The organism is Paenibacillus qinlingensis, assembly GCF_013204845.1.
GTDB classification, from domain to species: domain Bacteria; phylum Bacillota; class Bacilli; order Paenibacillales; family NBRC-103111; genus Paenibacillus_E; species Paenibacillus_E qinlingensis.
Genome location: NZ_JABMKY010000001.1, coordinates 100,476 through 125,646, shown reverse-complemented (window position 1 = coordinate 125,646; position 25,171 = coordinate 100,476). Strand labels below are relative to the sequence as shown.

The 25,171-nt window shown below is 42.7% G+C and carries 21 protein-coding genes; all 21 read left to right on the top strand.

Features of this window, described 5'->3' with window-relative positions; genetic code table 11:
* The first annotated feature begins 5 nt into the window (after positions 1-5).
* The 21 genes from proS to dapA all read left to right on the top strand — a co-directional run bounded on the left by proS (position 6) and on the right by dapA (position 25,151).
* Entirely contained in the window at positions 6-1,454 is a 1,449-nt protein-coding gene (proS, locus tag HQN88_RS00605; RefSeq protein ID WP_173108360.1) for a proline--tRNA ligase, read from the top strand.
* A gap of 66 nt (positions 1,455-1,520) precedes the next feature.
* Positions 1,521-5,831 carry a PolC-type DNA polymerase III gene (locus HQN88_RS00600; protein ID WP_173108359.1) on the top strand — a complete coding sequence of 1,437 codons (4,311 nt, stop codon included), beginning with the start codon at positions 1,521-1,523 and terminating at the stop codon, positions 5,829-5,831.
* A 230-nt stretch (positions 5,832-6,061) separates the two neighbouring features.
* Positions 6,062-6,526 (top strand): ribosome maturation factor RimP, encoded by a 465-nt coding sequence (gene rimP / locus HQN88_RS00595; protein WP_274320005.1) that lies wholly within the window; start codon positions 6,062-6,064, stop codon positions 6,524-6,526.
* 36 nt (positions 6,527-6,562) lie between these two features.
* On the top strand, positions 6,563-7,660 hold the full coding sequence (gene nusA, locus HQN88_RS00590; protein ID WP_028558311.1) for a transcription termination factor NusA: 1,098 nt from the start codon (positions 6,563-6,565) through the stop codon (positions 7,658-7,660).
* 29 nt (positions 7,661-7,689) lie between these two features.
* Positions 7,690-8,004 (top strand): RNase P modulator RnpM, encoded by a 315-nt coding sequence (rnpM, locus tag HQN88_RS00585; protein ID WP_057315666.1) that lies wholly within the window; start codon positions 7,690-7,692, stop codon positions 8,002-8,004.
* A complete protein-coding gene (locus HQN88_RS00580) occupies positions 7,994-8,323 on the top strand; it encodes a L7Ae/L30e/S12e/Gadd45 family ribosomal protein (protein ID WP_235550652.1) in 330 nt (109 codons plus the stop codon). Before rnpM ends, HQN88_RS00580 begins: the two co-directional genes overlap by 11 nt.
* Entirely contained in the window at positions 8,313-11,240 is a 2,928-nt protein-coding gene (gene infB / locus HQN88_RS00575; protein ID WP_173108357.1) for a translation initiation factor IF-2, read from the top strand. Before HQN88_RS00580 ends, infB begins: the two co-directional genes overlap by 11 nt.
* A 6-nt stretch (positions 11,241-11,246) precedes the next feature.
* Positions 11,247-11,606 carry a 30S ribosome-binding factor RbfA gene (gene rbfA, locus HQN88_RS00570; protein ID WP_056625044.1) on the top strand — a complete coding sequence of 120 codons (360 nt, stop codon included), beginning with the start codon at positions 11,247-11,249 and terminating at the stop codon, positions 11,604-11,606.
* The gene (locus tag HQN88_RS00565) at positions 11,603-12,604 is read left to right on the top strand and encodes a DHH family phosphoesterase (protein WP_246319993.1); all 1,002 of its coding nucleotides are present in this window, start codon (positions 11,603-11,605) and stop codon (positions 12,602-12,604) included. The genes rbfA and HQN88_RS00565 overlap by 4 nt, the downstream gene beginning before the upstream one ends.
* Positions 12,601-13,515: a tRNA pseudouridine(55) synthase TruB gene (truB, locus tag HQN88_RS00560; protein ID WP_173108356.1), complete on the top strand. Its 915-nt coding sequence runs from the start codon at positions 12,601-12,603 to the stop codon at positions 13,513-13,515. Before HQN88_RS00565 ends, truB begins: the two co-directional genes overlap by 4 nt.
* A 47-nt stretch (positions 13,516-13,562) precedes the next feature.
* Positions 13,563-14,510, top strand: a complete 948-nt coding sequence (locus HQN88_RS00555) for a bifunctional riboflavin kinase/FAD synthetase (RefSeq protein ID WP_173108355.1) — start codon at positions 13,563-13,565, stop codon at positions 14,508-14,510.
* 155 nt (positions 14,511-14,665) lie between these two features.
* Positions 14,666-14,935, top strand: coding sequence for a 30S ribosomal protein S15 (gene rpsO, locus HQN88_RS00550; RefSeq protein WP_028558319.1), 270 nt, complete (start codon positions 14,666-14,668; stop codon positions 14,933-14,935).
* Between the two features lie 266 nt (positions 14,936-15,201).
* Entirely contained in the window at positions 15,202-17,304 is a 2,103-nt protein-coding gene (gene pnp, locus HQN88_RS00545; protein WP_173108354.1) for a polyribonucleotide nucleotidyltransferase, read from the top strand.
* 151 nt (positions 17,305-17,455) lie between these two features.
* Positions 17,456-18,475 carry a polysaccharide deacetylase family protein gene (locus HQN88_RS00540; RefSeq protein ID WP_173108353.1) on the top strand — a complete coding sequence of 340 codons (1,020 nt, stop codon included), beginning with the start codon at positions 17,456-17,458 and terminating at the stop codon, positions 18,473-18,475.
* A 108-nt stretch (positions 18,476-18,583) separates the two neighbouring features.
* A complete protein-coding gene (locus tag HQN88_RS00535; RefSeq protein ID WP_173108352.1) occupies positions 18,584-19,840 on the top strand; it encodes a M16 family metallopeptidase in 1,257 nt (418 codons plus the stop codon).
* Positions 19,827-20,282: a dUTP diphosphatase gene (gene dut / locus HQN88_RS00530; RefSeq protein WP_274319985.1), complete on the top strand. Its 456-nt coding sequence runs from the start codon at positions 19,827-19,829 to the stop codon at positions 20,280-20,282. The genes HQN88_RS00535 and dut overlap by 14 nt, the downstream gene beginning before the upstream one ends.
* Before the next feature lie 152 nt (positions 20,283-20,434).
* Positions 20,435-21,334, top strand: coding sequence for a dipicolinate synthase subunit DpsA (gene dpsA, locus HQN88_RS00525; protein ID WP_173108351.1), 900 nt, complete (start codon positions 20,435-20,437; stop codon positions 21,332-21,334).
* Positions 21,331-21,924 (top strand): dipicolinate synthase subunit B, encoded by a 594-nt coding sequence (locus HQN88_RS00520; protein WP_056625070.1) that lies wholly within the window; start codon positions 21,331-21,333, stop codon positions 21,922-21,924. Before dpsA ends, HQN88_RS00520 begins: the two co-directional genes overlap by 4 nt.
* Positions 21,925-21,960: 36 nt before the next feature.
* A complete protein-coding gene (locus HQN88_RS00515) occupies positions 21,961-23,001 on the top strand; it encodes an aspartate-semialdehyde dehydrogenase (RefSeq protein ID WP_173108350.1) in 1,041 nt (346 codons plus the stop codon).
* Between the two features lie 42 nt (positions 23,002-23,043).
* Positions 23,044-24,261 (top strand): aspartate kinase, encoded by a 1,218-nt coding sequence (dapG, locus tag HQN88_RS00510; RefSeq protein WP_173108349.1) that lies wholly within the window; start codon positions 23,044-23,046, stop codon positions 24,259-24,261.
* 26 nt (positions 24,262-24,287) lie between these two features.
* A complete protein-coding gene (gene dapA / locus HQN88_RS00505; RefSeq protein ID WP_173108348.1) occupies positions 24,288-25,151 on the top strand; it encodes a 4-hydroxy-tetrahydrodipicolinate synthase in 864 nt (287 codons plus the stop codon).
* Positions 25,152-25,171: the final 20 nt, after the last annotated feature.

Below are 25,171 nucleotides of genomic sequence, written 5' to 3'. Positions count from 1 at the left end.
GGTTTATGTCAAACGAGAAACAGTTTGTTAAAGAAATTACACCGCAAGGAGAAGATTTCTCCCGTTGGTACATAGATGTTATTAAGAAAGCAGATCTAATGAGCTACTCACCTGTTCGCGGGTGTATCGTATTTAAACCGGACGGGTATGAAATTTGGGAAAATATTCAGCGTGAGTTGGATAGTAAATTTAAAGAAACGGGACATCGCAATGCCTACTTCCCGTTGTTTATCCCAGAAAGCTTTTTCCAAAAGGAAAAAGAACATGTCGAGGGTTTTAATCCAGAACTTCCGTGGGTCACTGAGGCAGGGGGAGAGAAACTAGAAGAGCGTTTGGCTATCCGTCCTACATCCGAAACAATGATTGGACATATGTATTCGGAGTGGATTAACTCCTACCGTGATCTTCCGTTGTTGATCAACCAATGGGCGAACGTGGTTCGTTGGGAGAAACGGACGTTGCCATTCCTTCGTACGACTGAGTTTTTATGGCAGGAAGGCCATACCGCTCATGAAGATGAGCAGGATGCCCGTCGCGAAACGATGCAAATGCTTGACGTCTATCGTCAATTTGCTGAAGAGTTCCTTGCTATTCCAGTTATCGTAGGTCAAAAAACACCATCTGAAAGATTCGCCGGTGCGATTGATACTTTCTCTATTGAAGCAATGATGAAAGACGGTAAAGCCGTTCAAGCTGGCACTTCGCATTACCTAGGAACCAAATTCGCTGTTGCTTTTGATATCAAATTCTTGGATCGTGAGAATCAGCACCAATTTGCACATACAACTTCATGGGGAGTTAGTACGCGTTTAATTGGAGCCCTCATTATGGTTCACGGTGATGATCGCGGATTAGTGTTACCACCAAAGGTTGCACCTACGCAAGTCATCATGATTCCAATCGGACCTCCAAAAACGCGCGAGCAAGTAATTGGACGCGTTGACGAGTTGTTTGCGGATCTGAAGAAAGCTGGCGTGCGCGTTAAAGTGGATGATCGTGCTGATCAAAGTCCAGGGTGGAAATTTAACGAGTACGAAATGCGCGGCGTTCCTATTCGCGTAGAGTTAGGTCCTCGTGACATGGAAAATGGCGTAGTTGTTCTTGTTTCACGCGTTAGTGGGGAAAAGAAAATTGTTCAACAGTCCGACTTTGTGCAAGAAGTTCAAAATTTACTTGCTGAGATTCATCAGCAGATGTATGATAAAGCGAAGCAATTCCGTGATGAGCATTACATTGCGGTAGATACGATCGATGAGTTTAAGACATTCTTGGAGACGAAACGTGGATTTGCCTTGGCTGGCTGGTGTGGATCTGACGCTTGTGAAACGCAAGTGAAGGAAGAAACAGGAGCAACAAGTCGTAATATCCCGTTCACACCATCCGAAACCAAATCGACTTGCCTTGTGTGTGGCGATCCTGCCAAGCATACAGTTGTCTTTGGTCGAAGCTATTAATTACAATCAAGGGCATATGGAGGTCTAACTCCATTGCCCTTGGTATGTTTTATGGGGAGGCTGTTCATGAGTAATTTGGCTGATAAACGGAATCGCTTTGAGCTTTTGATGCAGCAAGCCGAGATTCCAGCCGATGTTGTACGGTCATATTTTACAGAAGGCTACATTGATCAAGTAGAGATTAGTCGGAAAAATCGTGACTGGACGTTCTATTTAGTGAAAAATGACCTTGTGCCTCTGCATATTTATCGCTCATTTTGTAAAATGATTCAAGAGAAGTTTACGCAGATCGCAAAAATTCGGTTTATTTGGAAATACGAACAAGCAGAACCTGCTGCTCTCGTTGAGGAGTATTGGGGCTTATTTCTGGAATGGTTGCAACGAGAAGTTCCCTCCATCAATGGTTGGATGTTGAAAGCTAGGTTCGAGGTACATGGAAATGCCCTTTCGTTGATTATGTTAGATGCGATTGGTCTAGAATTGGCGAAGAAAAAGAATATCGATATGTTTATTCGGAATTTTTTTCATAATTTTTTTCAAACAGAACTTTCTGTTAAGTATGCAATAAGTGACACTACAGAAATCGTTGCGGAATATGAGAAGTTTGCAAAGCAGCGTGAGCAAGGTGAAAAAACATATACACAAGAAATCATGATGTCCATTGACATGGAGGAAGAAGAGTCATCCTTACCTGAAGGTGATCTGAAGCTTGTCATGGGCATTGATATAAAAGATGTTCCTACGCCACTTAAGGATATTCAAGAAGAAGAGAAGAAAATTGCTGTACAAGGAACTGTATTTGGCTTGGATGTCAAAGAATTAAGAAATGGTAATACGTTATTTACTTTTAATATTACGGATTTCAGTGATTCATTGGCTATGAAAGTTTTTGCGAAAACCAAGGACGATGTGAAGATCATGAGTCTTCTTGCGAATGGAACGTGGATTCGAGCAAGAGGAAAAGTTGAGTATGATCGTTTCATGCAAATTCCTGAGCTTGTGATGATTCCGAATGATCTATACGAAGTAATGGCACCTAGGGATCGTATGGATGACGCTGCTGAGAAGCGTGTAGAGTTTCATTTGCACACGACGATGAGCACGATGGATGCACTGACACCGATAGATCAGTATGTGAAAATGGCGGCCAAATGGGGACATAAAGCAATCGCTGTAACCGACCATAGCAATATTCAATGTTTCCCTGATGCCGGTAAAGCAGCTAAGAAACATGGGATTAAAGTGATTTATGGTGTTGAAGCGAACGTGGTCAATGATTCTGTTCCTATTGTTATGAATGGTCGAGATCTTGACTTGAAACAAGCGACTTACGTGATTTTTGACGTAGAGACTACAGGGCTTTCTGTCATAAATAATCGCATCATCGAGTTAGCTGGCGTGAAGATGCAGGACGGTAAAGAGATTGATCGCTTCGCCACTTTCATTAATCCGCACGAGAAAATTCCTTATAACATTCAGCAGTTAACGAATATTAATGATGATATGGTCAAGGATGCACCTGATATTGAGGACGAGCTTCCTAAGTTTATAGAGTTTATTGGGGATTGCGTACTAGTTGCGCATAATGCGCGTTTCGATATGGGCTTCCTTCAAACAAATTTAAAGCGTATGGGCCTGCCTGAGGTTACTAATTCGGTAGTCGATACATTAGAGCTTGCCAGATTTCTCTTCCCATCTATGAAAAATCATCGATTAAATACGTTGTCTGATAAATTTAAAGTAGGTCTCGATAACCATCACCGTGCGATTGATGACTCCATTGCGTTAGGTTATGTCCTCTATCATTTAATTAATGAGGCTAATGATCGGCAAATTACGAGCCTTGCCAAATTGAACGACTATGTGGGGAAAGATTTATCTAATCAGCGTCCATTTCATTGTTGTATTTATGCTTTAAACGCGGTTGGAAAGAAAAATTTATTCAAATTGATCTCAATGTCTCATACAACGTACTTGCAACGTGCAGCTACGATGCCTAAAAGTGTGCTAGTCGAACATAGGGAAGGTCTCTTGATCACCTCAGGCTGCGAAAAGGGTGAGTTTTTCGAGGCTGTTCTGAACAAATCAATTGAAGAGGCTGAGCAAGTTTCGGAATTCTATGACATTCTCGAAATTCAACCAGTTAGCTATAATATGCATCTTGTAGAAAAAGGCTTGGTTGGTTCTAAAGAAGATCTAGAGGATGCGGTTCGGCGTGTATGCGAAATCGGTTATAAAACAGGTAAACCGGTCATAGCGACAGGGAACGTTCATTATCTGAATCCACGTGAGAAAGTATGTCGTGATATTACGATCAACGGGATCACTGGCTTTAGTCCGCTGAAAGCGATGAAGAAACCTGATGCACATTTCCGTACAACCAAAGAGATGCTCGAAGAGTTTAAGTTTTTGGGTGAAGAGAAGGCGATTGAAGTTGTCATTCGCAGTACGAATGATCTTGCAGATCGGTTTGAATCTATTGAACTTTTCCCGGATAAGTTATTCACACCTATTATCGAAGGTGCTGACGAAGAAATTCGAACAACTTGCTATGATACTGCGAAAAGTATGTATGGGGAAGAGCTTCCCGAAGTCATAATTGCGCGTTTAGAGAAAGAACTAGTTCCGATCATTAAATTCGGATTCTCTGCCAACTATTTGATTTCGGAACGTCTCGTGAAAAAATCGAATGCGGATGGCTATCTCGTAGGTTCTCGGGGATCCGTTGGTTCTTCTGTCGTTGCAATGATGTTAGGAATTTCTGAGGTTAATCCTCTGCCGCCTCACTATATATGCCTTTCCTGCAGGCACAGTGAATGGTTCCTTGACGGTAGTGTACCGAGCGGATTCGATTTGCCGAACAAAGTATGTCCTTCCTGCGGCGGGAATTTAAAAGGGGATGGGCATGACATCCCGTTCGAAACATTCCTAGGATTTAAAGGGGACAAAGTTCCCGATATCGATTTGAACTTCTCAGGGGTATATCAGCCGGTTGCCCATAACTTCACGAAGGAGATCTTTGGACCTAAGAATGTATTCCGGGCAGGGACTATCGGAACTGTTGCTGAGAAAACGGCTTTCGGATTCGTGAAGAAGTATGAAGAAGAACAAGGCCAGAAATGGCGCGGTGCAGAAATTGCTCGTTTGGCATCAGGTTGTACCGGGGTCAAAAGAAGTACCGGGCAGCATCCAGGTGGGATTGTTGTTGTTCCTGATTACATTGAGGTTGATGATATTACACCGGTTCAATTCCCTGCAGATGATAAAAATTCAGAATGGATGACGACACATTTTGACTATCATGCTTTCGATGCGAACTTGCTCAAATTAGATATTCTGGGACACGACGATCCGACGATGATGAGGATGCTTCAAGATTTGACGGGGATCGATCCAACAACGATTCCTATGAATGATGCCAAGGCCATGAGTATCTTTAATTCCACGGATGCATTAGGTGTAAGACCTGATCAAATTCGTTCACCAGTAGCTACGTACGGCGTTCCCGAAATGGGTACTAAATTCGTTCGACAGATGCTTCAAGAAACACAACCTTCTTCTTTTGCCGATTTATTGCAAATTTCAGGCTTGTCCCACGGAACGGGTGTTTGGTTGGGGAATGCACAAGAGCTTATCAAAAAAGGGATTTGTAACATTAAGACAGTTATTGGCTGTCGGGATGATATCATGCTGTATCTGATTTACAAAGCGGGAATGGATGCAGGTCTTGCTTTTAAAATTACGGAGAGTGTACGTAAAGGAAAGGGTCTTACCGACGAATGGAAAGATGAGATGAAACGCTGTAATGTTCCCGCTTGGTATATTGAATCCTGCGAACGGATTGAGTATATGTTTCCAAAAGCGCATGCTGCAGCTTACGTTATCTCCGCTGTTCGTACAGCTTACTTCAAGGTGTATCATCCGATAGCTTACTATGCTACTTATTTTAGTGTTCGTGCGGCTGATTTTGATCTTGAATTGCTTTGCCAAGGGTATGATGCGATTCTCAGACAATTAGTAGAGATTGAAGCAAAAGGGTTCCAAGCTCTACCGAAAGAGAAAGCCATGGTTTCAATTCTTGAAATGTCTCTGGAAATGACGTCACGTGGTTTTAGTTTCAAGCCGATTGATATTTATCGTTCCGATGCAACGAAGTTTATCATTGATGGCAATTCCTTGATTCCACCATTTGCCGCGATGTCAGGAATTGGTGAAAATGCTGCTAAGAACATTGCTGCTGCTAAAGAGGAAGGCGATTTCTTATCCGTTGAGGATTTCCAGAATAAATCTAAGGCTTCTAAAACCGTCATTGAACTACTGACTTCTATGGGGTGCTTCCGTGGTATGCCTGAATCTAATCAGCTGTCCTTGTTCTAAAAGTAGATGCTTCCGAAGAGAGTTTTCTGAAGAAAACTTTAAGCTGTCAAGTGAAAATGATTAACAAGTTTGCTATTGTAATGCAAAGAATGGTTATGGTATAATTTTTATTGGCAATAATGAGGATATCATCTTGTGATTAAAGAGTGGGGAAACCCACTCTTTACATTTTGATATAGGACTTTTCGGGATACGACAAGGAGAAGTCAATTTAGGAGGTACACATATCTGTGGCTACACAAGAACAAATCAAATCCATCATTGAGGACATGCTGAAGGATTTTGTTGAACAAAATGGATTTGAAATCGTGGATATTGAATATGTCAAAGAAGGCAGCAATTGGTTCCTTCGCGTCTATGCTGACAAAGAAGGCGGAATTGATATAGATGATTGCGGCCGCATCAGTGAATACTTAAGTGTTCAATTGGATGAGAAAGATCCGATCACTGATGCTTATTTCTTAGAAGTTTCTTCTCCTGGAGCAGAACGTCCACTTAAGAAAACTCAAGATTTTTATAAAGCCGTAAATAGTCACGTATTTGTTACTTCTTATGAACCGATTGACGGTTCTAAGGAATTTGAAGGGTTGTTGCAATCTTATGACGAGGAAGTACTCGTAATCGAGATTGGTAAAAAGAAAATCAGCATTCCGGTTGCTAAAATAGCTAGTGCACGTCTCGCTATCGTATTTTAGTAGTCGTTACTTATTGAAGGGGGGGACTCAGTTCAAATGAACACGGATTTTATTGAAGCGCTGTCGGAAATTGAACGAGAGAAGGGTATCTCCAAGGAGCTACTCATTGATGCTATTGAAGCGGCGATGATTTCAAGTTATAAACGTAATTTCAACACGGCACAGAACGTTCGTGTAGATATCAATCGACATACGGGTCTTATTAAGGTTTATGCACGGAAGACCGTAACAGAGGAAGTATTGGATCCAAGATTGGAAATTTCTGTTCATGCATCGCGTGAAATTAATCCTAACTACCAATTGGAAGATATTGTTGAAATTGAAGTGACGCCTCGTGATTTTGGACGTATTGCTGCACAAACCGCTAAACAGGTTGTAACGCAACGAATCCGCGAAGCCGAGCGTGGCTTAATTTATAATGCGTTTATCGATAAAGAAGAAGATATCGTAACGGGTATCCTACAACGTCAAGACCAACGTAATATTTATGTTGACCTTGGCAAAGTAGAAGCTGTTCTTCCACTCACGGAGCTTATGCCTACGGATAAGTTCAAACAGGGAGATCGTATCAAAGCTTATATTACGAAAGTCGAGAACACGACAAAGGGGCCTCAAATTATTTTATCGAGAACACATCCAGGGTTGTTGAAGCGTCTATTTGAGCTTGAAGTACCTGAAATTTTCGATGGCGTAGTAGAGATTCGTTCCGTTGCACGTGAAGCAGGCTTCCGTTCGAAGATTGCTGTTCATTCTCGTAACCCAGAGGTGGATCCAGTCGGATCATGCGTGGGTCCTAAAGGACTCCGCGTACAAACGATTGTAACCGAGTTGCGCGGAGAGAAAATTGATATCGTTCGCTGGATGGAGAGTGTAGAAGAGTATGTAGCGAATGCGCTAAGCCCTTCTAAAGTGCTTGAAGTTCAGATTCATGAAAATGAAAAAATGGCACGAGTCATTGTACCTGATTATCAGCTTTCTTTGGCTATTGGGATTAAAGGACAGAACGCTCGTTTAGCTGCTAAGCTAACAGGCTGGAAAATCGATATCAAGAGCGAAACACAAGCAGAACAAGAATATGGCAGAGTGAAAACATATTCGGAAGAAATGCATCAAGATTCAATTAGCATCGATTAAGTTTTTGTATGGAACAAGGGGTGATCGGAATGAAGCAGAGAAAAATCCCTCTGAGAAAATGCGTTGCCTGTCAGGAAATGATGCCAAAGAGGGAATTGATCCGCGTCGTCAAAACGCCTGAGGATGACATTCTCATTGATCTTAAAGGGAAGAAGTCTGGGCGCGGTGCCTACCTGTGCGGTAAAGTTTCTTGTTTTAAATTGGCAAAGAAAAGCAAAGCCCTGGATAGAGCTCTGAAGCATGCTGTAGGCGCAGACATTTATGACCAACTGGAGCAAGATTTCATTCGTGTAGAAGATGAATTCCTTTCTTCGAAAGAGGAGGAATCAGAAGATGAATCCTAAATTTTTAAATCAATTAGGATTAGCGATGAGAGCCGGGAAACTCGTTACGGGTGACGAAGGTGTTTTCAAAGCCATTCGCTCGGGTGAGGCCAAGCTAGTTATAATGGCGGAAGACGCTTCTGCTAATACACGTAAGAAATTTCAAGATAAATGCCTATTTTATGGGGTTAAACTCATGGAAGTCGGTACGAAGTATGAATTGGGCCGCAGCATTGGGAAAGAAATGCGTGTCACCATAGGTGTATTGGACGGAGGCTTCGCGCAGATGCTGCAGAAGAGTCAAGAAAATCCTGCGGAGGTGAAACATATTGACCAATAAACAAGATAATAAAGACAAGACACGCGTGTACGAATACGCGAAGCAGCTCAATATGAGCAGCAAAGAAATTATTACCATTCTCAAACGATTAAATATACCTGTTAACAACCATATGAGTGTAATGGAGAATGACGCAGTTAGCAGTGTGGAAAAGTTTTTTAGAGATATCAAAGCTAATGCAGCTGCCAAACGAGCAGCTACGGACGGAGGAAATGTGAGTTCATCTACGACGAATCAGAATCCTGCATCGCAGGCTCCAGCACAAGAGAATAAAGGTGCAGTAACCCCGGCGGCTAAGCCAGTTACTACTGAGCAACAATCCACTAGTCAACCGACTACATCAACAGGAGCTACGTCTCCTCAACAAAGTCAGTCTACACAAAATACGTCAAGTCGCCCACCACAGTCACGCCCAAGTGGTCAAAGCAGTAATTATCAAGGTGGAAATCGCCCTAGCAATAGTCAAGGCGGTCAACGTACGGGCTATCAAGGATCTAATCCAAACGGTGGACGTCCTAGTGGTCAAGGTTCCAGCCAAGGTGGACAACGTACAGGTTACCAAGGTTCCAATCCTGGTGGACAGCGTCCTGCCGGTCAAGGCTCTAGCCAAGGCGGCCAACGTACTGGTGGTTACCAAGGTTCCAATCCTGGTGGACAACGTCCTTCAGGTGGAAGCAGCGGTGGATACAACAGCAGTCGTCCAGCTAATCAAGGTTACAGCCAAGGCGGCCAAGGACAAGGCGGAGCACCTCGCACGAATAGTAACTATGCAGGCTCACGTCCGAATCCAGGCACAGGCGGCGCTGGCGCAAGCAGTGGTCAAAGTGCAAACAGCGGGCGTCCGCAATCGAGTCCGAATCGCAGTGCTGGCCCTAATCGTCAGTCCAAACCTTTCGAGAACCGCAACAATAACCAAAGTGGAAGACCGGTTGTTCAAGAAGCGAAACCGCAATTCCACGTTGGCGCAACAGCAGCTGAGTTGGATGATGCAGCAGCAAAAGCTGGCGTAATCACAACGAAGAAATCCAAACCAACACCTAAACGTTTTGACGATAATCGATCTGGTGGTAACCGTGGTCCTGGTGGCAACAACAGAGGCAACCAACGCGGAAACAACAGAGGTCGTTACCAACAAGACATGGTTAAGAAAGAAAAAGTGGATAACACACCTAAGAAGATCATCGTTCGTGGTAATATGACTGTTGGTGAAACAGCTAAATTACTTCACAAAGATGCTTCTGAAGTAATTAAAAAGCTTTTATTCCTTGGCACAATGGCTACAATCAACCAAGAGCTAGATTTGGAAACTATTCAACTGATTGCGACCGAATTTGGTGTAGAAGTTGAAATCAAAATCAAAGTCGAAGAAGATAACTTCGAAACATTCGAAGAAATCGATGATGAGGCTGATTTGCTTGAACGTCCACCAGTTGTTACAATCATGGGTCACGTCGATCACGGTAAAACAACATTGCTTGATGCTATTCGTAAAACGAGTGTTACGGAAGGCGAAGCAGGCGGTATCACGCAACACATTGGTGCTTATCAAGTCGAAGTTAATCATAAGAAAATTACTTTCTTGGATACACCTGGTCACGAAGCGTTTACAACGATGCGTGCCCGCGGTGCTCAAGTTACGGATATTACTATTATCGTTGTTGCAGCAGATGACGGTGTAATGCCACAAACTGTAGAAGCGATTAGTCATGCTAAAGCGGCTGGCGTACCGATCATTGTAGCTGTGAACAAGATTGATAAAGAAGGCGCTAATCCAGACCAAATCAAGCAAGCTCTAACGGCTTATGAGTTAGTTCCGGAAGAGTGGGGCGGCGATACGATTTTCTGCGAAATTTCGGCAAAACAACGTATTGGTCTTGAAAACTTGCTTGAAATGATTTTGCTAGTAGCTGAAGTGCAGGAGTACAAAGCTAACCCGAACAAGCGCGCAAGAGCGACTGTTATTGAGGCTGAGTTGGATAAAGGAAGAGGCCCAGTGGCTAGAATCCTAATTCAACACGGTACGTTAAAAGTTGGAGATAGCTTCGTTGCCGGTGTATGCTTCGGTCGTGTTCGTGCGATCGTTAATGATAAAGGTAAACGTTTGAAAGAAGCAGGTCCTTCAACTCCGGTTGAAATTACGGGTCTGACAGAAGTTCCACAAGCTGGGGATCCATTCTTGGCTTATGAAGATGAGCGTAAAGCAAGAGACATTGCAGATCGTCGTGCGATTGCACTTCGTCAATCCGAGATGACAGCTAATTCACGTGTCACATTGGAAGACCTCTTTAAGCATATTAAAGACGGTGAAGTGAAAGATCTGAATGTTATTATCAAAGGTGACGTTCAAGGTTCTGTAGAAGCACTGAAAAGCTCTCTTGAGAAGATCGAAGTTGAAGGTGTTCGCGTTAAGATTCTTCATAATGGGGTTGGCGCAGTTACGGAATCTGATATTATTCTGGCTTCTGCTTCCAATGCGATTATTATCGGATTTAACGTTCGTCCTGAGCCTGCTGCGAAAGCAACAGCTGATCAAGAGAAAGTTGATATCCGTCTGCATAACATCATTTACAACGTAATCGAAGAAATCGAGCAAGCAATGAAAGGCATGCTGGATCCAATCTTCAAAGAAGTTGTTCTTGGTCAAGCTGAAGTACGTAATGTTTTCAAAATTACAGGTTCAGGAACGATTGCAGGTTGTTATGTAACTTCGGGTAAAATTGCTCGTAATGCACAAACTCGCTTAGTTCGTAGCGGTATTGTTGTTCACGAAGGCAAAATTGATTCCTTGAAACGATTCAAGGATGATCAAAAAGAAGTTGCACAGGGCTATGAGTGTGGTATATCTCTTGAGCGTTATCATGATATTAAAGAGGGCGACATCATCGAAGCCTTTATCATGGAGTCCGTTGAGAGGTGATTATAAATGGCTAGAGTTCGTGTAGGTCGAGTTGGCGAACAGATTAAGAAAGAGCTTAGTCAAATCATTCAAGCTGAACTGAAGGATCCTCGTATTGGTTTCATGACCGTTACAGGTGTTGAAGTGACGAATGATTTGTCCCTTGCTCGTGTTTATTTAAGCGTAATGGGAACTGAAGAAGAGAAAGCTGCCACCCTAAAGGCACTTTCTGTTGCTTCAGGATATATTCGCTCTGAATTAGGCAAGCGAATTCGCTTGCGGAAGATTCCAGAGCTTCAGTTTAAATTTGATGCTTCTATCGACTATGGTAGTCACATTGACCAATTGTTGTATAAGCTCAATCAGGAAGGAAATACAAACGTATGAATAACGGAATGAACCATGCCACCGAATACTGTCAGCAGCTGGCAGCAGCAGCTGCATTTATCGAGCAGCATGATGATTTCTTGGTTGTATCTCACATCCAACCAGATGGAGATGCCGCCAGTTCAACGTATGCAACAGGTTGGATTTTAAGTCAGCTTGGGAAGTCATTCACAATGATCAATGAGGGCGCTATGCCCTCTAAATTTTCCTACTTAGCAGGTAGTAAACATATCATTGATTATAGTGAACAGGCACCCAATCGACTTTATCAAACCATCATAAGTGTTGATTGTGCTGATTTCTCCAGAATGGGTAGGATCAGCACTCTTTTTGATGAGCAGGTAAACCTGCTCAATATCGACCATCATCCAACGAATGATCAATTTGGGTCTTGTCATTTAATTAAGCATGATGCCGCGGCAACCGTTCAAATTTTGTATGATTTGGCGTTACATATGAAACTGCAACCTGATGTGTATTTCGGTGAATGCATTTATACTGGCTTGCTTACAGATACAGGCGGCTTCCGATATTCAAATACTTCATCAGAGGTTATGAAAATTGGAGCTTCTATGTTGGAGTTAGGGGTCAAGGGTGCTGAAATCGCAGAGCATGTACTTGAACGAATGACGTACGCGCAGATTGTGCTTCTCCAAAAAGCGTTATCCACACTTTCCTTTGCCTATGATCGAAAGTTAGCTTGGCTTGCTGTGTCACTCGCAGATTTAGAGTTAACGGGTGCGTCGAGCGATGATTTGGATGGCTTAGTGAATTATCCTCGTAATGTTGAGGGTGTTGAAGTGGGGATGCTAATTAAAGAGAAGGCACCTGGAGTCATTAAAGTAAGTTTACGCTCCTCAGGACTAGTCGATGTTGCTGCAGTAGCACAGTCACTAGGCGGTGGAGGTCATGTTCGAGCGTCGGGATGTACAATCCATGGCACGCTAGATGAAGCAATTGCTAGAATGGTTGAGGAAGTAGGGGACAAGCTGAAATGACGCTAGAAGGCATACTGCCTGTTTGGAAACCAGCGGGCTTTACATCACATGATGTTGTCGCCAAAGTTAGAAGGATTCTAAGTATTAAAAGAATTGGTCATACGGGGACGCTTGATCCGCAAGTGACAGGTGTACTGCCACTTTGTATTGGACGAGCTACACGGATGGTTGAATATATTCAAGAGCTGCCGAAGGAATATGAAGCTGTTTTACGTATTGGCTTATCTACAGATACCGAAGATATGACTGGGACTGTCTTGGAGGAAGTGCCACAAGTGGCACTTACCGAAAGCCAAGTGCGTGAAGTGCTGGAATCATTCGTAGGAGACATCGAGCAAATTCCTCCTATGTTCTCTGCTGTTAAAATTGATGGCAAACGACTCTACGAGTTGGCGAGAGAAGGTAAGGAAGTTGAACGAAAAGCTAGGAAAGCGACCATCCATGAACTTGAGATTCTCGAGCTCAATTTGGATCAGAAGCACCCTGAGATTCGTTTCCGAGCTGTTTGCTCCAAAGGTACCTACATCAGAACGTTGTGTGTAGATTTAGGGAAAGCACTCGGATATCCGGCTGTTATGGTAAGTTTGATACGTACGTCAACAGGGAATATTCGTAAAGAGCAATGTTTAACCTTTGAACAAATTGTTCAATTGTTGGATGAAGGATCATTGCAACAGCACATGATTCCGATGGACATTGCCATCTCACATATTCCATCGATTTCCCTCACAGATCAAGAAGCACTTCATTCCTTGCAAGGTAAGAAAATAGCTCTAGCTGCGAATCGAGTGGCTCATGCAGATGCATCACAAACCATATTTCGGGCCTATTCACCAGATGAACGATTTCTCGGTCTGTTTGAATGGAAAAGCACTAGCCACGTCTTGGTCCCGGCCAAAGTATTCCTTTAATCATAACGTCACGGGACGGGTTGAAATGGGTAGGTGAACGAACTTTTATGCAAATAATACCAATATCATATCCGATGGATTTGGATCAGCTAGCACAGTTTGTAGGGAAACAAGTCGTGGCCATTGGTGACTTTGATGGTGTTCATTTAGGGCACCGTGAGGTTATTGGACGGTCTTTGCTTACGGCTAAGAATCTTGGTCTTAAGTCTGCCATCATGACCTTCTATCCTCATCCTAGAGCGGTAATGGGTCAAGATAAATACGTGGATCTATTGACTCCCATGAAAAAGAAGATGGAGATTTTTGAAAGCATGGGTGTAAATCATGCTTACATCGTAACGTTTGATGCTTCTCTTATGCGATTATCTCCTGAACAATTCGTCGATCAAGTCCTTGATCGTCTTGGCGTGGATAGCGTCATATGTGGTTTTGACTTTACCTTTGGTTTTCAAGGTAAAGGTACTCCGGATTCACTCTGTGAGTTGAGTCACGGAAAATTCTCTGTTGAAGTGGTGAGACCTTTTCATATGAATGGTGAAAAAGTGAGCAGTACGCGTATACGTGAAGCATTGCAGCTTGGGGAATTGGAAACTGTGACAAGGCTGCTAGGACGTCCATATAGCATTAGTGGTACTGTCGTAGATGGGGCGAAGAGAGGGAGAACACTTGGTTTTCCTACAGCAAATCTCCAATTGGAAGAACCGTATGTCAGTCCAACGAACGGCGTTTATGCTATCAAAGCAACCGTCCGCGGGGAAGTGTATCAAGGTGTCATGAACATTGGTGTGAAACCAACATTTGATACTGGAGAACTAAAACCATCATTTGAAGCGCATTTATTCGAATTTTCCGAGCAAATCTATGGAGAAACCGTCATGGTTGAGCTAATTGCTTTTCTACGACCAGAACGTAAGTTTGCTTCACTAGAAGATTTAGTTGCGCAAATAAAACTTGATGCAGAAGAAGCAAGACAGAAATTGACGTTAGAGACGTAATCATACATTTACTTCTACTAGTCAATTGTGATATACTGAGTAACGTTGTCGAATGGACGTGTTCATTTGGCATGAACCTTAGCTTGGATTGACGTTTTCATCGGCGCTTTCTAGGCTAGCGGGGATACTAATTAGAATTTAGGAGATGAACGATTATGGCAATTACGCAAGAGCGCAAAACGCAACTGATTCAAACACACAAAGTACACGATACCGACACAGGTTCACCTGAGGTACAAGTAGCAATCCTTACAGAAAACATTGTTAACCTTACAGACCACCTACGTACACACAAGAAAGATCACCACTCCCGTCGTGGTTTGCTTAAAATGGTTGGACAACGTCGTAAGTTGCTAGCATATGTTAAAAACAAAGATGTAAGCCGCTATAGTGCTTTGATTGCAAAGCTTGGTTTGCGTCGATAAAACCGACAATGAGAAGCAACCTGTTGCTCCTTTGCTAGGCTTAATAAAGCTCTGGCGGAGAGCAGCAAAAGGTTGCTTTTTCTTGTATTTTTAAAACGGGAAAAGAAGGAAATACTAGACATAACGCAGAAATAGAGGATAACTCCATAGCTTGTCTATTTTGCATACATACGGAGTAGATTCGGATTGGTCTCTGGATCTTTTGATTTCTGTACATGTTTATCAACACATAATTTGAAATTCAAACCATGCCTTAGGAGGATATTATGGAGACAAGGGTACAAATGGAACTTGGCGGTAAGCCGTTCATTCTTGAAACAGGCCGACTAGCCAAACAAGCCAATGCAGCAGTAACTGTTCGTTATGGCGATACGGTTGTGCTTAGCACAGTAACGGCTTCCAGCGGACCGAAAGATTTAGATTTCTTTCCGTTAACAGTGAACTATGAAGAAAGATTATACGCGGTAGGTAAGATTCCTGGTGGTTTTATCAAGCGTGAAGGACGTCCTAGTGAGAAAGCGATTCTTGCGAGCCGTTTGACGGATCGTCCGATTCGCCCACTTTTCCCTGAAGGCTTCCGTAATGATGTTCAAATCGTGTCGATCGTCATGAGCGTAGATCAAGAATGCCCACCTGAAATGGCTGCAATGATTGGTACGTCAGCAGCACTTGCCATTTCGGATGTTCCGTTTAATGGTCCAGTTGGTGGTGTCATTGTTGGTCGTGTAGATGGACAATTCGTTATCAATCCAACTGGTGAAGTTGCGGAGAAGAGTGATCTTCACTTAACAGTTGCTGGTACCAAAGATGCGATTATGATGGTTGAAGCTGGAGCGAAAGAAGTTTCAGAGGAAGTTGTCCTTGAAGCAATCATGTTCGGTCATGATGAAATACGTAAAATTGTTGCGATCATCGAGGAATTGGTTGAGCAAGTAGGTAAGCCGAAAATGGAAGTTAAACTTCATGCTGTCGATGCTGAAGTAAATAGCGCGGTGCGTGAATTTGCACAAGCAAGATTAGTTGATGCGATCAAAATTCCTGAGAAACATGCTCGTCAAGAAGCGATCGATGTTGTCAATGCGGATGCTGTTGGACATTTCACTGCTTTATACGTAGAAACACCTGGTCTTCTAGGTGATGTGAAAGAAACGCTTTATGATATCGTGAAAGAGGAAGTACGTCGCTTGATCACGCATGATAAAGTAAGACCGGATGGACGTAAACCAGATGAAATTCGCCCAATTGAGTGCGATGTCAACTTGTTGCCGCGTACACACGGCTCTGGTTTATTCACTCGTGGACAAACGCAAGCGCTTAGTATCTGTACATTAGGTGCGCTTGGCGATGTTCAAATCTTGGATGGTCTAGATCTGACAGAAACAAAACGTTTCATGCATCATTATAACTTCCCGCCATTCAGCGTTGGGGAAGCAAGACCGTTGCGTCCTCCAGGCCGTCGCGAAATTGGACATGGTGCATTAGGTGAACGAGCTATTGAGGCGATCATCCCGAATGAAATTGAGTTCCCTTACACAATTCGTCTTGTGTCTGAAGTGTTGGAATCGAATGGTTCAACTTCGCAAGCAAGTATTTGTGCAAGTATACTTGCACTTATGGATGCGGGTGTTCCGATTAAAGCACCAGTTGCAGGAATTGCAATGGGTCTTATCAAAGACGGCGATCATTTCTCCATTCTATCCGATATTCAAGGTATGGAAGATCACCTTGGCGATATGGATTTCAAGGTTGCAGGTACGGCTGAGGGCATCACAGCTTTACAAATGGATATCAAAATTGACGGCATCGACCGCAGCATTTTGCAACAATCGTTGCAACAAGCCAAAGAAGGCCGTTTGCACATCTTGAGCAAAATGGTATCTCGTATTTCTACACCTAACAAGAATCTTTCTCAATATGCGCCTAAAATTCTTACAATGAACATTAACCCGGATAAGATCCGTGATGTCATTGGAGCTGGTGGTAAAATCATCAATAAAATTATTGAGGAAACTGGCGTGAAGATCGACATCGAGCAAGACGGTCGCGTATTCATTGCATCGTCGAATCAAGAAATGAACGAGAAAGCTCGTTCCATTATTGAAGGTATCGTGCGTGAAGTCATCGTTGGCGAAACTTACCTAGGTACTGTAAAACGCGTAGAGAAATTCGGTGCATTCGTTGAGATTCTACCTGGTAAAGAAGGTCTTGTACACATTTCACAAATCTCTACTGAGCGTGTAGCAAAAGTAGAAGACGTTGTGAACGTTGGAGATCAAATTACAGTTAAAGTTACTGAGATTGATCAACAAGGAAGAGTTAATCTTTCTCGCAAAGCAACGTTAACTTCACAGGTCTCTGCACAAAGCTAGAGATTTGTGAGTGCGTTTCATTCATAGTTCAGGATAAAGAGTCAGATCTATCTGTCTCTTTTTTTGCTTTTCATAGTTGCGAGGACATGCACGGGTTCTACTCTTGTCCCAACCTTCATACAATCAGGAGATGAAGAAAGGGGACCTGTGTATGCTCCACAAAAAATGGATGTTGCTTGGGAGTTTTTTTGCTATGGTTCTATTTAGTGTGAATTCGATCCCAAGTGTTGAAACCTATATACAAAGTGTAAAGATTAACGAACTTCATGAAGGTCGTGATCATGTTGATACAAGAGTTGACATACGTCCAGTATTTGCTGCTTCCAATAAATCTACTTTATTAGAAACAATAACCAAAGAAGCAGAGAACCGTAAGGTCGCTCCAATTAATGCGAAAGTTGATTCCGTTTGGAAAGCTATCCCTGGCTATAATGGTCTTGAAGTGGATATTGAAGAGACATTGAAGTTAGCGGAACATCAATTGACACCAAATCAAATTAATTATGTGATGAAGGAAGTAGAGCCAAGAATTCAATTAGACGATCTTGCTCCTAATCCTGTATATAAAGGTAATTCGAAGAAACCAATGGTTTCTTTTATGATTAATGTCGCATGGGGTAATGAATTTTTGCCTAGCATGTTAGAAACACTGCGTAAAGAAAATGTTCACGCGACATTTTTCTTTGATGGTTCTTGGTTAAAGAAAAATACAGAAATGGCCAAACGTATTCTAAGTGAAGGACACGAGATATCGAATCACGCCTATTCACATAAAGACATGCGCACAATTTCACGGACTAAAGCAGTTGAAGAAATTTCGAAAACAGAAGAGTTGTTGAAGCAACTCGGTGTTAAAAACACATTATTTGCTCCTCCCTCAGGATACTTCAATCAAGAAACGATCCAAGTTGCCTCAGAATATAAGCTGCAAACAGTGTTGTGGACCTTTGATACGATAGATTGGAAAAATCCCGGAGCAGGTCGTATTCTAGAACGGTTATCTAATAATGTTGAACCTGGGACACTAATCCTAATGCACCCAACCGTTTCATCTCGAGATGCGTTGCCAGGAATGATCAGTATCATTAAGAAAAAAGGGTTGGTATTAGGTACAGTATCAGATCTTCTTTCTTCCAAAAGGATCACTGGACAAGGGCAAATCATGAATTAGTCATGATTTACTGGAGCTAATTTGAGTCCTAGGCACATTTTTGTTAGACTGAGGAAGTATAATAGGAGAATTGGACTTTTAGGTGTACCATTTCGAGGAGGAACCTTGGTGATCAAATATCGCTTACATAATGGCTTGAGAGTGGTTATGGAACAAATCCCCACATTTCGATCAGTAACATTTGGAATTTGGGTAAAAACAGGCTCACGTAATGAATCGCAAACGAACAATGGTATTTCTCATTTTATCGAGCACATGTTGTTCAAAGGTACGGAACGTCATTCAGCGAAAGATATCGCAGAAATCTTTGATGGCATCGGCGGTAATGTGAATGCTTTCACGTCCAAAGAATATACGTGCTATTATGCGAAGGTTCTAGATGAACATTTACCTTTAGCGATGGATGTACTTTCGGATATGTTCTTCAATTCAACCTTTGATGAAGGTGAGTTGGAAAAAGAGAAGAACGTCATTTACGAAGAAATCTCTATGTATGAAGATACACCGGATGATCTCGTACATGATTTGTTAGCGAAAGCTTCGTATGGCACGCATGCTCTGGGGTATACGATACTAGGCACGCAAGACAACTTGTCCAAAATGAAGTCTGACGATCTTCGTTCTCATCTCAAACAAAATTACAATACTGAGAATACTGTGCTGAGTATTGCTGGGAATATTGATGATAGTGTAAAGGATTTAATTGAAAAGCATTTTGGCGATTTCTCACAATCGGGTGTTGAAACAAGCTATGATGCACCTGATTTCCTTAGCGAGTTGATTTTCCATGCGAAGAAAACAGAACAAAATCATATTTGCCTGTCGTTACCTGGATTATCGCTGCAAGAGGAAAATTTGTATCCGATGGTTTTATTGAATAATGCCATTGGCGGGGGTATGAGTTCAAGGCTTTTCCAAGAAATTCGTGAGAAACGTGGATTAGCTTATTCCGTTTATTCCTATCACTCTTCTCATATTGATAGCGGGATGTTTACCATTTACACAGGAACGGCGCCTAAGCAAACAGAAGAGGTATTGAAAGTGACGATGGAGTTGCTTCATGATATTGCCATAAACGGAATGACTGATAATGAACTCAAGAAGGGCAAAGAGCAACTGAAAGGCAGCCTTATTCTGAGTTTAGAAAGCACTAGCAGCAGGATGAACCGTTTTGGTAAAAATGAATTGATGACAGGAAAACATTATAGCTTAGATGAAATGATTGAACGTATTGAAAGTGTGAACATGGACCATATTCGCCAACTGACGAAAAATTTATTTGCAACACCGTTTGCTCTGTCCATGGTCGGAAATGCGGATGATGTCATTAGCGGATTCAGGAGGGATCAGCTTGTCTCTCTTTGATTTTGAAGTACAAGTGAAAAGAATCGAAGGTCAAGAAGACATTCTCTTGCCTCAGAAAATGTCTGAAGCTGCTAGCGGCTATGATTTGCATGCTGCAGTTAGAGATCCAATTGTATTGGCACCTGGTGAGCGTCAATTGATTCCAACTGGCTTCGCACTTAGCATGCCTCCTGAATTAGAAGCACAGATTCGTCCAAGAAGCGGTCTTGCTTATAAACACGGTATTACAACGCTTAATTCACCTGGAACCATTGATGCGGATTACCGCGGTGAGGTTAAAGTGTTGCTGATTAATCATGGCCAAGAGCCATTCGTTATTCAGCGGAATGAACGAATTGCGCAGATGGTATTCCAACGTGTACCACAAATACAATTGACCGTTGTCAATGAGCTTTCAGAAACAGTACGTGGTTCAGGTGGTTTCGGTCACACAGGTCGCTAATCTACAGGTTACATAATACGGACAAGAAAGAACCTCTTCTTAGGAAGGGGTTCTTTCTTGTTTTAGAGGATACAAAGACGGAAGTCACCCATCCTTAGGCGAACGCATACTATAACGTATCGAAACGGACCGAGGAAGGGGTGTAAGCAAGAATGCTTACTGGGATTTCGGTTGCTATTATGGGGGGAGACGCCCGGCAACTTGAAGTAATTCAGAAATTTACTGAGCTAGACGCTACCGTTATATTACTCGGATTTGACAATCTCGGGAGGCAATTTCACGGTGTTACGAATGTGAAGTTAGATCCGGAATTGTTTGGGCATGTGGATGCACTTATATTGCCAGTTGTAGGTACGGATGAGACAGGACAAGTGGAATCTATTTTCTCAAGTGAAGAGATGATTTTGACAGATGAGCATATATCTTCATTGCCGAAACATGCCAAGGTATATACAGGTATGGCAAAGAGCTATTTGAAGAAGCTCGTTTTGGCACATAACATTGAGCTTGTAGAGTTATTAGATCGCGATGATATTGCCATCTATAACTCCATTCCAACTGCCGAGGGTGCGCTTATGATGGCCATCCAGAACACCGATATTACAATTCATGGATCCATATGTATGGTTTTGGGGTTTGGTCGTACAGGGTTTACAATGGCCAAAACTTTGCAAGGATTAGGGGCAACCGTCAAGGTTGGCGTCAGGAAACCGGAGCACTATGCAAGGGCGTGGGAGATGGGTTTTCAGCCTTTTTATACGAAGGATCTGTACCCGGAAGTGGGGAATATTGACTTGCTTTTTAACACAATTCCGACTATGATAGTCACAGCGCAAGTTATTACCAATATCCCACATCGCGCGCTTATTATCGATTTAGCTTCAAGACCCGGCGGAACGGACTTTCGATTTGCCGAGAAGAGAGGCATTAAAGCGATGCTAGCGCCCGGTTTACCTGGAATCGTCGCCCCCAAAACAGCTGGCCGTATTATGGCTAACACCTTAAGTCAGCTGATCGAGGAAGACTTCAAAGACAGGAGCGATGTGGAATGAATTGGCAAGGGAAAACAGTCGGTTATGCATTAACCGGTTCTCACTGTACACTTGAAGAGGTCATGCCTCAAATTAAGAGATTTGTAGATGCGGGTGCTCGTGTCATTCCGATTGTATCGAATACAATTATGACGACCGACACGCGTTTTGGTAAGTCTGCTGACTGGCAGCAAATGCTGAAAGATATTACGGGTAACGAAATTATTTCTACCATTGTAGATGCTGAACCGCTAGGTCCATCCAAGTTATTGGATGTGATGGTGATTGCTCCTTGTACGGGGAATACAACTAGCAAACTAGCAAATGCGATGACAGAAAGTCCCGTTCTTATGGCAGCTAAAGCACAAATGAGAAATTTGAGACCGCTCGTATTAGCGATTTCAACGAATGACGGTTTGGGTTTAAATGCAATGAATATTGCGAAACTTTTGATTACCAAAAATATTTACTTTGTGCCTTACGGTCAAGATGCGCCAGGAGCTAAACCAAATTCGTTGGTGGCTAGGATGGACTTGATTATGGAAGCTTGTGAAGCTGCGCTGGAAGGTAAACAATTGCAGCCTATGATTATTGAGAGATTTCAATACTAACAGATAGATGTCAACTTGAGGGGGAGAAACCAGCACATGTCCAACCAGAAGCTTTTCAACGTTGCAGTTGTAGGCGCTACAGGCGCTGTCGGCGAGCAAATCATCCGTCTACTAGAAGCACGGAATTTCCCCATCAAGGAATTGAAATTACTCTCTTCTGCACGTTCTGCTGGCGTAAAGATTGCATTTAAAGGCCAAGAAGTAGTTGTGCAAGAAGCAACTCCGGATAGCTTTCAAGGTGTAGATCTTGCGCTCTTTAGTGCAGGAGGCGATGTCACGAAAGCATTGGCTCCGCATGCAGTAGAAGCGGGTGCGATTTGTATTGATAATACAAGTGCATACCGAATGGACCCAGACACACCACTTGTTGTTCCTGAAGTAAATGTTGAGAAAATCAATGAACACAAAGGAATTATAGCGAACCCGAATTGTTCTACAATTCAAATGGTTGCAGCTCTGAAGCCGCTATATGACCGTTACGGGATTTCACGCATTATCGTTTCCACGTACCAAGCCGTTTCGGGTGCAGGTGCTAAAGCCATTAATGAAATGCTTAGACAGTCCAAAGAAGTACTAGCAGGTAATGAGGCAAAACCAGATATTTTACCAGTTGGGTCTTTGCCAGTAAAGCATCAAATTGCTTTCAATGCAATTCCGCAAATTGATAAATTTCTAGATAATGGATTTACAAACGAAGAAATGAAAATGATCCTTGAAACGAAGAAAATTATGGGCGATGAGTCCATTGAGGTTACAGCTACATGCGTTCGTATTCCAGTTGTTTACGGGCATTCTGAATCCGTGTATGTCGAATTGAAAGAAGATTTCGACATGGAAGACGTGAGAACACTACTCGCAAATGCTCCTGGAATTGTACTTGTTGACAATCCGGCAGAACAACAATATCCACTTGCTACAGATGCTGCAGGTAAGCTTGACACTTTTGTCGGGCGTGTGCGCCGCGATTTAAGTAACGCTAAAGCGCTTAACATGTGGATTGTTTCAGATAATTTGTTAAAAGGTGCTGCTTGGAATGCAGTGCAAATTGCTGAATATATTGCTATAGAGCAACAGTAATCAGCAAACTGCTTATTTGAGCAGTGAAAATGGGGGAAACTCATGCGAATTCTTGTTCAGAAATTCGGAGGTACTTCACTTTCCACCGCACAAGCTAGAGAACACGTTATTGGACATATTCAAGACGCACTAATTCAACATTATAAACTAGTTGTTGTTGTATCTGCGATGGGAAGAAAAGGGGAACCCTATGCGACTGATACGCTCTTAGACCTCGTTCGGAAGAATGGGGAGGGGCTACCCGAACGGGAACTCGATATGCTTATGGGCTGCGGAGAACTAATATCTGCGGTACTTTTGTGTAGTTTATTGAACAAAACAGGAATTCGATCCACGGTTTTGACGGGTGGGCAAGCAGGTCTGATCACGAATGAGAATCATGGTAATGCTCAGATCATTGCGATGAAGCCTAATCGGATACTTGAATTGTTAGAGCAAGATCAGGTTGTTATTGTTACTGGTTTTCAAGGGAAAACAAGTCATGATGAGTTGACTACATTAGGCCGCGGGGGCAGTGACACGTCAGCAACGGCACTTGGCGCTGCGCTTAAAGCAGAGATTGTGGATATCTTCACAGATGTTAATGGCATTTTGACAGCGGATCCAAGAATCGTTGAAGATGCTAAACCCTTACAACGTGTGAGCTTTAGTGAGATTTGCAATATGGCACACAATGGTGCCAAAGTGATTCACCCACGAGCTGTAGAAGTTGCTATGCAAGCGAATATCCCTATTCGTGTGAGATCAACTTTCACCAAGGAAGAAGGAACGCTAGTCACAGCTTCTGACAACACCTCAACAGATGTTAATCATGTTAAAGATCGCTTTGTTACGGGGATTGCACATTTCACGAATATTACACAGATCCAGGTTGCTGCCGTTGATGGCGAATTTGATCTTCAGCTTCGTGTATTCAAGACGATGGCGCAGCATCAGATTAGTGTTGATTTTATTAATGTGAATCCTTCAGGCGTTGTATATACGGTCTTTGATCATGAAGCTGAACGTGCAGTTCAATTACTTAAAGCGCAGGGTTACGAGCCCAAGTTTACGAGTGGCTGTGCGAAGGTGTCCGTGATTGGTGGCGGAATGAATGGTGTACCTGGTATTATGGCGCATATTGTTGAAGCATTAACTGTGGAAGATATTCGAATTCTGCAATCAGCTGATTCGAACACAACCATTTGGGTGCTTGTCCAAGGTGTCGACATGATCAAGTCTGTGCGTGCACTTCATCGAAAATTCAATTTATTTAAATAATTTAAGAAAGTCAGGAGGCGTACCAAGTGAGTTTTGGAAGAGTAGTCACGGCAATGGTTACTCCATTTGATGATCAGTTGCAGGTCAACTGGGACCAAGTAGAGCCATTAATTAATTATTTAATTGAAGAACAACATTCGGATAGCCTAGTGATTTGTGGGACGACAGGGGAGTCGCCAACATTATCTGAAGATGAAAAGTTGCGACTTATTGAACTTTCCGTTCATGTAGCGGCTGGTCGTTGCAAAATCATTGCAGGTACTGGAAGCAACGACACTGCTCATACAATCGCTTTTTCCCGCAAAGTAGAACAACTTGGTGTGGATGCACTTCTTCTCGTTGCACCTTATTACAACCGTCCTTCACAGGAAGGGTTATATCAGCATTTCAAAGCAATTGCTGAGGCTGTGAAGGCTCCAGTTGTAATTTATAACGTGCCTGGCCGAGCTGGTGTGAACCTGGATGCGGATACAACGATCCGTCTTTCCCAAATACCGAATATCGTGGCGACGAAAGATTGCTCGAATACGGATCAAATGACACGTATACTTACGCATGCTGCCCCTAATTTCCTCGTATATAGTGGAGATGATAGTAATACTCTGCCTTCTTTAGCTATTGGATGTGAAGGGATTATCAGCGTAGCGAGTCATGTGATTGGAAAAGAAATGCAAACTATGATAAAGTATTATCTAGAAGGCAACATTCAGCAAGCTGCTGAGCTTCATCGTAAGCTTCATCCTGTATTCACTGGAATCTTCTGTGCGCCGAGCCCTGCACCAATTAAGTATGCTTTGGCACTTAAGGGCATTGAAACAGGCGGCGTTCGACTTCCGTTAGTTCGTGTATCCGAGCAAGAAGGACAATTCATTCAATCACTTTTTGTATGATCATGCCTAATGAATCGGTG

Coding starts and splice junctions, on each gene's coding strand:
- proS (WP_173108360.1), top strand. CDS start 6: ATGTCAAACGAGAAACAGTTTGTTAAAGAAATTACACCGCAAGGAGAA.
- HQN88_RS00600 (WP_173108359.1), top strand. CDS start 1,521: ATGAGTAATTTGGCTGATAAACGGAATCGCTTTGAGCTTTTGATGCAG.
- nusA (WP_028558311.1), top strand. CDS start 6,563: ATGAACACGGATTTTATTGAAGCGCTGTCGGAAATTGAACGAGAGAAG.
- rnpM (WP_057315666.1), top strand. CDS start 7,690: ATGAAGCAGAGAAAAATCCCTCTGAGAAAATGCGTTGCCTGTCAGGAA.
- HQN88_RS00580 (WP_235550652.1), top strand. CDS start 7,994: ATGAATCCTAAATTTTTAAATCAATTAGGATTAGCGATGAGAGCCGGG.
- rbfA (WP_056625044.1), top strand. CDS start 11,247: ATGGCTAGAGTTCGTGTAGGTCGAGTTGGCGAACAGATTAAGAAAGAG.
- HQN88_RS00565 (WP_246319993.1), top strand. CDS start 11,603: ATGAATAACGGAATGAACCATGCCACCGAATACTGTCAGCAGCTGGCA.
- truB (WP_173108356.1), top strand. CDS start 12,601: ATGACGCTAGAAGGCATACTGCCTGTTTGGAAACCAGCGGGCTTTACA.
- HQN88_RS00555 (WP_173108355.1), top strand. CDS start 13,563: ATGCAAATAATACCAATATCATATCCGATGGATTTGGATCAGCTAGCA.
- rpsO (WP_028558319.1), top strand. CDS start 14,666: ATGGCAATTACGCAAGAGCGCAAAACGCAACTGATTCAAACACACAAA.
- pnp (WP_173108354.1), top strand. CDS start 15,202: ATGGAGACAAGGGTACAAATGGAACTTGGCGGTAAGCCGTTCATTCTT.
- HQN88_RS00540 (WP_173108353.1), top strand. CDS start 17,456: ATGCTCCACAAAAAATGGATGTTGCTTGGGAGTTTTTTTGCTATGGTT.
- dpsA (WP_173108351.1), top strand. CDS start 20,435: ATGCTTACTGGGATTTCGGTTGCTATTATGGGGGGAGACGCCCGGCAA.
- HQN88_RS00520 (WP_056625070.1), top strand. CDS start 21,331: ATGAATTGGCAAGGGAAAACAGTCGGTTATGCATTAACCGGTTCTCAC.
- HQN88_RS00515 (WP_173108350.1), top strand. CDS start 21,961: ATGTCCAACCAGAAGCTTTTCAACGTTGCAGTTGTAGGCGCTACAGGC.
- dapG (WP_173108349.1), top strand. CDS start 23,044: ATGCGAATTCTTGTTCAGAAATTCGGAGGTACTTCACTTTCCACCGCA.